At 76.0% G+C, this 8,279-nt stretch carries 8 protein-coding genes; all 8 read right to left on the bottom strand.

Translation table 11 applies throughout. From position 1 onward, the window contains the following. Nucleotides 1–166 precede the first annotated feature (166 nt). Nucleotides 167–799 carry a MarC family protein gene (locus ACYVI6_RS17060; RefSeq protein WP_460447511.1) on the bottom strand — a complete coding sequence of 211 codons (633 nt, stop codon included), beginning with the start codon at nt 797–799 and terminating at the stop codon, nt 167–169. Then, complete coding sequence (locus ACYVI6_RS17055) at nt 796–1,638, bottom strand: PHP domain-containing protein (RefSeq protein WP_460447510.1); 843 nt, start codon at nt 1,636–1,638, stop codon at nt 796–798. Before ACYVI6_RS17055 ends, ACYVI6_RS17060 begins: the two co-directional genes overlap by 4 nt. A 20-nt stretch (nt 1,639–1,658) precedes the next feature. Beyond that, the gene (locus ACYVI6_RS17050; protein ID WP_460447509.1) at nt 1,659–2,312 is read right to left on the bottom strand and encodes a DUF6758 family protein; all 654 of its coding nucleotides are present in this window, start codon (nt 2,310–2,312) and stop codon (nt 1,659–1,661) included. A gap of 63 nt (nt 2,313–2,375) precedes the next feature. Next, nucleotides 2,376–2,930, bottom strand: coding sequence for a hypothetical protein (locus ACYVI6_RS17045; RefSeq protein ID WP_460447508.1), 555 nt, complete (start codon nt 2,928–2,930; stop codon nt 2,376–2,378). Nucleotides 2,931–3,029: 99 nt separating this feature from the next. After that, complete coding sequence (gene pruA / locus ACYVI6_RS17040; RefSeq protein ID WP_460447507.1) at nt 3,030–4,658, bottom strand: L-glutamate gamma-semialdehyde dehydrogenase; 1,629 nt, start codon at nt 4,656–4,658, stop codon at nt 3,030–3,032. Between the two features lie 131 nt (nt 4,659–4,789). Beyond that, the gene (locus ACYVI6_RS17035; protein ID WP_460447506.1) at nt 4,790–5,335 is read right to left on the bottom strand and encodes a DUF6912 family protein; all 546 of its coding nucleotides are present in this window, start codon (nt 5,333–5,335) and stop codon (nt 4,790–4,792) included. Further along, on the bottom strand, nt 5,335–6,546 hold the full coding sequence (locus ACYVI6_RS17030) for a patatin-like phospholipase family protein (protein WP_460447505.1): 1,212 nt from the start codon (nt 6,544–6,546) through the stop codon (nt 5,335–5,337). Before ACYVI6_RS17030 ends, ACYVI6_RS17035 begins: the two co-directional genes overlap by 1 nt. After that, entirely contained in the window at nt 6,543–8,033 is a 1,491-nt protein-coding gene (locus ACYVI6_RS17025; protein WP_460447504.1) for a WS/DGAT/MGAT family O-acyltransferase, read from the bottom strand. Before ACYVI6_RS17025 ends, ACYVI6_RS17030 begins: the two co-directional genes overlap by 4 nt. Nucleotides 8,034–8,279: the final 246 nt, after the last annotated feature.

The raw sequence follows: 8,279 nt of genomic DNA, 5'->3' as shown, positions 1-8,279 counted from the left end.
TGGACGCCGTCACCGCCGGCGACCCGCACCTCGGCGACGCGCAGGACCGGCTGGCGGCCGGACCCAGACGACGAGCCGACGGCGACGCCGGGCCCGGCGCAGCCAGCGCGCACGGCAGCGCGGACGGACCCGGCGGCCCGGGCGGCACGGTGGGACCCGTCGCGGGCTAGCCCTGTCCGGCGACGAACGCGCGGACGGCGTCGGCGACCAGCTGCACGGCGATCGCGCTGAGCAGCAGGCCGGCGATGCGGGTGACGAGCGTGGTGCCGCCCTCGCCGAGCACCCGGTGGATGCGGCCGGCGAACCGCATCGCCAGCCAGAGCGCGACGTGCACCAGCAGCACGCCGATCACGATGGCCACCCACGCCGTCGCCCGCCCGTGCCCTCGCTGCACGAACACCATCGTGGCGACGATCGCACCGGGCCCGGCCAGCAGCGGCGTGCCGAGCGGCACCAGCGCGACGTTCACGCCCTCCGCCTGGCCGGGCGCCTCGTCCTTGCCGGTCAGCAGCTCGAGGGCGACGAGCAGCAGCAGCAGGCCGCCGGCCCCCTGCAGCGCCGGCAGGCTGATGTGCAGGTAGTCGAGCAGCGCCCGCCCGAAGACGGCGAAGGCCAGGATGACGGCGAACGCCACGCAGACCGCCTGCCGCGCGGCCCGCACCCGCTGCCTGGCGGTCATCGAGCCGGTGAGCGCCAGGAAGATCGGCACCGTGCCGGGCGGGTCCATGATCACGAAGAGCGTGACGAAGACCGAGCCCAGCAGCTGCAGGTCGACGACCGAGGCGAGCGCGCCGCTCACCGGACGGCCACGGTGCCGGTGGCCAGGCGCTCGATTCGCTCGAGGCTCTCGGGGTCGGTCGTGTGCTCGCCGAGCCGGTTGGGCTTGCCTGCGCCGTGGTAGTCGCTCGACCCGGTGACCAGCAGGTCGAGCCGGGCGGCCAGCGCCCGCAGGTGGGACCGCGCCGACTCGTCGTTGTCGCGGTGGTCGACCTCGAGCCCGGCCAGGCCGGCGTCCGCCATCGCCTCGATCACCTCGTCGTCGACCACCCGGCCGCGCTGCCGCGCGAGCGGGTGCGCCATGACCGGCACACCACCGGCCTCGACCACCAGCCGCACCGCCTGCACCGCGTCGGGGGCGTGGTGCGGCACGTAGTAGGGGCCGCGCGACGACAGCAGCGTCGCGAAGGCCTCCTCGCGGCTGTCGACGACCCCACGGGTGACGAGCGCGTCGGCGATGTGCGGGCGACCCAGCACCGCGCCGGCACCGGCCTGCTCGCGCACCTCGTCCCACGTCAGCCCGGTGGCGGGCCGCAGCAGCTCGACGATGCGCTCGGCCCGGTGGTAGCGGCTCTCGCGCGAGCCGTCGATCGCCCCGCGCAGGCCGGGCGCGGCCGGGTCGTGCAGGTAGCTCAGCAGGTGCACGCTGACGCCGCCGGCGGTGCACGAGACCTCGGTGCCCGGCACCAGCACCAGGCCGGCGGTGCGAGCGGCCGCGGCGGCGTCGTCCCAACCGTCGGTGGTGTCGTGGTCGGTCAGCGCCACGACGTCGAGACCGCTGCGCGCGGCGTCCTGCACGAGCTCGGCCGGCGTCTGGGTGCCGTCGGACACCGCGGAGTGGGTGTGCAGGTCGATGCGCACCCGGCCACTCTAGAGAGCGGTCAGACCAGGTGGGGGGTGAGGGCACCCGACGGCACGTCCATCGCGTACCCCGGGTCGCGCAGGTCGACCAGGTGCAGCCCGTCGAGCACCAGGGCGCCCGCCGCAGCAGGACGCACCACGACCCACAGCCACACGCTCGCCGCCTCGCCGACGTACACCGCGCGGTCGTCGGGAGCCGGCACCCACCACAGCGGCGCCCGCTGCCCCGGCACGTGCGCGACCGCCCGCGACGCCTCCCCCTGCAGCGACTGCTCGAGCAGGCTGCCCGGGTCGACGTCGTCCAGCCCCGCGAGCCGGGCACCGAACCCGACGCCGGGCTGCTCGGCGACCACCAGCACGTCCGCGGCCAGCGGGTCGCCGTCGCGGCGGAACGCGTTCGGGCCAGTGACCGAGACCGCGACGCCGACCGTGCCCTCGTGGTCGTCGCCGGCACGCTGGACGCCGGTCGCCACCCAGCCGCGCGACAGCGGCCAGGGCACCCAGACCGGCACGCGCGACCGCTCGGCGGTGGCGCGCAGGTGCCGTGCGTCGCCGAGCACCGGCGGGTGCAGCGGGGCCACGGCGCCGTGCCGGGCGCAGCTCCACCGGCTGCTGGCCAGGCCCGGGGCGCGAGCCGGCTCGAGGCAGCGGGGGCAACGCACGTCGGCGCTCACCCAGGCACGGTCCCGCTCCGAGCGGTCGGCGTCAACAGCCGGCGATGCTTGACGCACGCAGCGTCAGACCCGCCCTCCCGGCAGCACGTTCGCGCCGAGCACCTGCTGACCGCCGAAGCCGACCGCGGGCCCCAGGGCGCTGCGCACCCCGTCCGCGAACGCCGGGTGCACCCCGCGCAGCCGCACCCACACCGGCCGCACCGCATCGGGCGACAGCTCGGTGCGCACCCGCAGCAGGTCACCGCCGGCCGTGGCGAGCAGCGCGAGCACCGCCAGCACGACGGCCACCGTGGCCAGCCCGGCGCTGCTGCGCTGGACGGCGACCACGAACGTGATCACGACGAGCGCCCACGCGGCGAGCACGCCGCCCACCCAGGTGCGCCGCTCGGTGCGGCACCGCTCGCACGCCGGCAGCCGGCCGGTCTCGCGTCGTCGGGTCGCCGCCACGACGACCACGAACACCACCACGCCCGCGAGCAGCAGCAGGTACATCCACGCCGGGGTCGGGCTGAGCAGCGTCCGCTTCGTCGCGTGGGTCGTCACCACGCCGTGCCGCGCGCACAGCGGGCCGCACCGCCCCTGCTGCAACCAGTCCAGCGGTACCGACACCTCGGTCATGACGCTCCTCGTCCGTCCCGGGTCGTGCACCCGGGACCGACGTGTCGACCGTCGCGACGCACCGGTTGAGGCCGACCGCGCCGGCCTCACCCGGAGGGGTCAGCCCATGTGCGGGTACTCGTGGGCGGTGGGCGGCACCAGCGTCTCCTTGATGGCCCGCGTCGACGTCCAGCGCTGCAGGTTCTGCATGGCGCCCGCCTTGTCGTTCGTGCCGGACGCCCGGCCGCCGCCGAACGGCTGCTGCCCGACCACGGCGCCGGTCGGCTTGTCGTTCACGTAGAAGTTGCCGGCAGCGAACCGAAGCCGCTCGCTCGCCTGCTGCACGGCGTACCGGTCCTGGGCGATGACCGACCCGGTCAGGGCGTACGCCGACCCGCTGTCGACCAGGTCGAGCACGTCGTCCCACTGCGCGTCGTCGTAGACGAACACCGACAGGATCGGCCCGAAGTACTCGGTCGAGAAGATCTCGTCGCGCGGGTCCTCGCCCACGAGCACGGTGGGCCGCACGAACCAGCCCTCGCTGTCGTCGGCCGTGCCGCCGGCCGCCACCTCGATGCCCGGCGTCGAGCGGGCCCGCTGCAGGGCGGCGTCGTGCTTGGCGAACGCGCGGTCGTCGATGACGGCCCCCATGAAGTTCGACAGGTCGCGCACGTCGCCGACGCTCAGCGACTCCGTGAGGCCGACCAGGTCGTCGCGGATCACCGACCACAGGCTGCGCGGCACGAACGCCCGCGAGGCGGCCGAGCACTTCTGGCCCTGGTACTCGAAGGCGCCGCGCAGCATCGCGGTGCGCAGCACGTCGGGGTCGGCACTGGGGTGCGCCAGCACGAAGTCCTTGCCGCCGGTCTCGCCGACGACGCGCGGGTAGGTGCGGTAGCCGGCGATGTTGGCGCCGACCTGCCCCCACAGGTGCTGGAAGGTCGGCGTCGAGCCGGTGAAGTGGATGCCGGCCAGGTCGGGGTCGGTGAGCACCTCGGCGCTGACGTCGAGGCCGTCGCCGGTGACCAGGTTGATGACGCCAGGGGGCAGCCCGGCCGCCTCGAGCAGCCGCATCGTGAAGTGCGCCGCCAGCTGCTGGGTGGGTGACGGCTTCCACACCACGGTGTTGCCCATCAGCGCGGGCGCGGTCGGCAGGTTGCCCGCGATGGCGGTGAAGTTGAACGGCGTGATGGCGTAGACGAACCCCTCGAGCGGGCGGTGGTCGAGCCGGTTCCAGATGCCGGGCGCGTTCACCTCGGGCTGCGTCTCGAGCAGCTGCCGGGCGAACCCGACGTTGAACCGCCAGAAGTCGGCCAGCTCGCAGGCCGCGTCGATCTCGGCCTGGTACGCGGTCTTCGACTGCCCGAGCATCGTGGCGGCGTTCAGGGTCTGGCGCCACGGGCCCGACAGCAGCGCGGCGGCCCGCAGCAGCACCGCGGCGCGCTCGTCGAACGGCAGCGACCGCCAGGCGGGGGCTGCGGCCTTCGCCGCGTCGACCGCGGCGCGGGCGTCGGCGCGGGTGGCCGTGCCCAGGGTGCCGAGCACGTGGTGCCGGGCGTGCGGCTGCACGACGTCGACGCTGCGGCCGCCGCCGAGCCGCTGCTCGCCGCCGATCGTCATGGTCAGCTCGTGCCGCGTGCCCGCCAGCTCGACCAGCCTCGCCTCGAGCTCGGCCCGCTCGGGGCTGCCGGGCGCGTAGTCGCGCACCGTCTCGTTCACGGGGACGGGGACGGCGGTGCGAGCATCCATCTGACGGCTCCTCTGCGCGGGCCCGGGACTGGTGGCACCCGGACGTCGGTGTGGTGTGCGTGCTGCGCGGCTCGTGGCCGCCGACCATCGTGTCACGTGCGCAACGGTGCGACGCCGCAGCCGCCCGTGGTCTACCGGTCGACGAGGTCGTCGAGCTCGGTGACGTCGAACCACAGCAGCTCGTGGCCCTCGGCGTCGTCGACCACGGCCTGCGCGTCCTCGTCGCCGGCGTCCGCAGCGGGCAGCGCGCGGACGGCCGCCGCGACGTCGTCCAGCGCGAGGTCGTCGTCGAGGTGCACGCTCACCACGTCGTCGCGGGTGACGCCGCGCGCCAGCTCGACTGCCGAGCGGTCGTCGGCGTGCGGGTCGCGCCCGCGGGTGCCGACCTCGCCGTCCGGCACCTCGACCGCGAGCACCACCCGGCGCAGCGGGTGCCCGCCGGTCTGCGCGTCGGCCGACGTCCGGCTCCGGGGACGGGCTGCTCCGTCGTCGGCGAGCAGCCGCAGCGAGGCCAGCGCCGCGTCGGAGGCGGCCGCGTACTCGAGCTCCTCCTCGTCGCCCTCGGTGTACCACTCGCGCAGGGCGGGGGTGACCGCGCACGCGACGAGCGGGAGCGGCAACCCGCCGTCGCGCAGCCGGGTCAGGCCGTCCGTGGTGGTGGCGACGTACACGCGCATCAGTGCTCCTGCTGCCTGGGGCCGAGCTGGCGGCCGCCGTCGGGGTGGTGGTTCGTGCCGGGCGCAGCCGGCTGCTCGTCGTCGCGGAGACCGCCGTGGCGGCGACCGGCTCGTCGGGGGCGGGCGCCGCACGCGGCCGGCTCGGGCGAGCGGGGCGGGGGGCCACCGGCCGGCGCGCCGGCAGCAGCGAGTGCGCGGCCCTGCCGGGGCACGACCGAGGCGTCGGCCCGGTCCACCGGGTCGGTCCTGGCAGCCGGCCCGATCGACTCGAAGGGGATGGCGTCGGTCAGGGCGACGGCGGACGTGCGCAGCGACGTCTCGAGCACGGCACGGCGGCGCCCGACGTCCATCAGGTTGGCGCCGATCACCACGAGGTCCTCCGGGCCGGGCCCGACGACGGTGACCTCGCTGCCGCCGGCGTGCACCTTGGCCACCTCGTGCAGGCAGCGGCGGGTGGCCCGTGCCCGCCACTGCCGCTCCAGCCGGCTGTGCACGTCGGCCGGGTGGTCGACGGCGAAGCTGATCGACGGGGCGAGCACGAACACCTCGTCCAGTCCGAGCCCCGCGAGCAGGTCGACGCTGGTCGCGGAGCAGGCACCGCCGTCGACGTACCGGTCGGACCCGATGCGGACGGGCGCGTACCAGCCGGGGATGGCGCAGGAGGCCATGACCGCGTCGGCGAGGTCGGCGGGTGGCGCGCCCGGGCGCCCGAAGGCCACCCGCTGACCGGTCTCGAAGTCCATGGTCACGACCTGGAGCCCGGGACGGTCCACCCAGCCGGACGGGACGACGTGCCGCACGAGGGCGCCGACGCTCTCGAGCGAGCCGCGCCCCTCCGGCAGCAGGGCCGAGAGCACGGCCGTGGGCGGCAGCCGGCGCAGGTGCGCGATGTTGTGCGCCAGCAGCCGGGGCGATCCCACGCCGGGCCGGGGGCGAGGCGGCCGGTCGGGGCCGGTGGCGGTGTCGTGGTCCCACTCGAAGCCCCCGAGCAGCCCGGCCGTGACGGGCTCCCCCAGCTGGTGCCGGCGCAGGTCCGCGACCGGCACGCCCGCCGCGACCAACGACGCGAGCACCGAGCCCGCCGACGTGCCGACGATCGCGTCGGCCGTGCGCAGGTCGCGGCCCAGGTGCTGCTGCAGCGCGGTCATCGCGCCGACCGTCCAGGCCGCGCCCAGCACGCCGCCGCCCCCGAGCACCAGGCCCCAGCTCATCGCGTCGTCTCCAGCAGCTCGGCGAGCGCCTCGACCAGGCACTGCCCCAGCAGCTCGAGGTCGGGCATCGCGTCGCGGTCGCCGTTCAGGCCGTAGCAGACCCGACCGCGGTACGACGTGAGCCCGATGCTCAGGGCCTGGCCCTCGGCCAGCGGCACCACCGGGTACGAGGCGAGCAGCTCGGCGCGTCCGGCGTACAGCGGCTGCTGCGGGCCCGGCACGTTGGTCACGATCAGGTTGAACAGCCGCCGCGACGCGGCGCTGGCGACGCGGGCACCCATGGAGTGCAGGGTGGGCGGCGCGAAGCCGGCGAGCCCGACGAGGGCCTGCGCCCCCACCGCGCCACCGACCTCGGCGTGCGCCCGCATCGCGTAGGCGATCTGGTGCAGCCGCACGGACGGGTTCGCCTCGCCGACCGGCAGGTCGACGACGAACGCCGCGACCCGGTTGCCGACGCGTGCCCCGCCTCCCAACCGGTCGCCGGGATCGCCCGCCTCGGCCCCTGGCACCTCGGACACCGCCTGTGCCACGCCGCCGGCCGCGCCGTCGGCCCCCTGCACGCTGACCGGCACGAGCGCGCGGACCACCGTCGCCGGCACCACGGACTCGCCGCGACCCAGCAGCCAGGTGCGCAGCGCGCCTGCCACGGTGGCGAGCACCACGTCGTTGACCGACAGCTGGTCGCGGCCCGGTCGACCGTGCCGGGCCCGCACCGCGCGGTGGTCGTCGAGGGAGGTCTCGACCATCGCGTAGCGCCGCTGCTCGCCGATGTCGACGTTGAGCGGGCTGGTCGGCGCCGGGCGGGTGGCCGTGCGGGCGGCCGCCTGGGCGAGGCTGCCGAGCTGACCGAAGACCCGTCCGCCCGTCGCCCGCACGTCGGCGACCCCGCCGCGCAGGGTGTCGAGCACCGTGCCGGGGCTGCGCACGACGTCCGCCACCGCACCGACGAGCAGCTCGGCGTCGGTCGGCTCGGGGGCCGGGCGCCAGGTGTCGACGGGCAGCTCGGCCGGCTCGGGCGACTCCTCGAGGATGACCTGCGCGATGTCGAGCGCGTGCACGCCGTCGACGAGCGCCTGGTGCGTCTTGGTGACGATCGCGAACCGGCCGTCCTGCAGCCCCTCGACCAGGTACACCTCCCACAGCGGTCGTGCCCGATCGAGCCGGCGCGACTGCACCCGAGCCACGAAGTCGGCCAGCTGCTCCTGGGTGCCCGGCGAGGGCAGCGCCGAGCGGCGCACGTGGTAGTTGACGTCGAAGTCCTCGTCGTCGACCCACACCGGGTTCGCCAGGCGCCCGGGCACCGTGCGCACCCGCTGCCGGTACCGCGGTGCGTACGCGATGCGGCCCGCCACCAGCGTGACGAGCTCGGCGTGGTCGAAGCCCTCGTGCGGCGGCTCGAAGACCATCACCGTGCCCACGTGCATCGCCGTCGTCGGCTGCTCGAGGTAGAGGAACGACGCGTCGAGCGCGCTCAGGCGGTCGGGCACCACCCCATCGTGCCACCCGGCCCCGACACCGTGCCCGACCGCCGTCGTGGCGCACCGGTCAGGTGCCCCCGGCCACCGCTGCGACGGCGGCTCGCGCTCGGCGACGGCGAGCCCGGCCTGCCGGCGCCCCCTCACCGAGCCGGCGGCCGGTGCCGCGGCGACGCACCCTCACCCGATACCGCGACGCGTCCGGCGCGACGGCGTCGTGCGATCCGCGCTGGTCCGGCGGGGCGACGGCGGCTCGCG

The sequence above is a fragment of the Angustibacter aerolatus genome, from assembly GCF_054776675.1.
The sequence above is the reverse complement of the archived record's forward strand: the minus strand, read 5'-3'. Positions and strand labels throughout refer to the sequence as shown.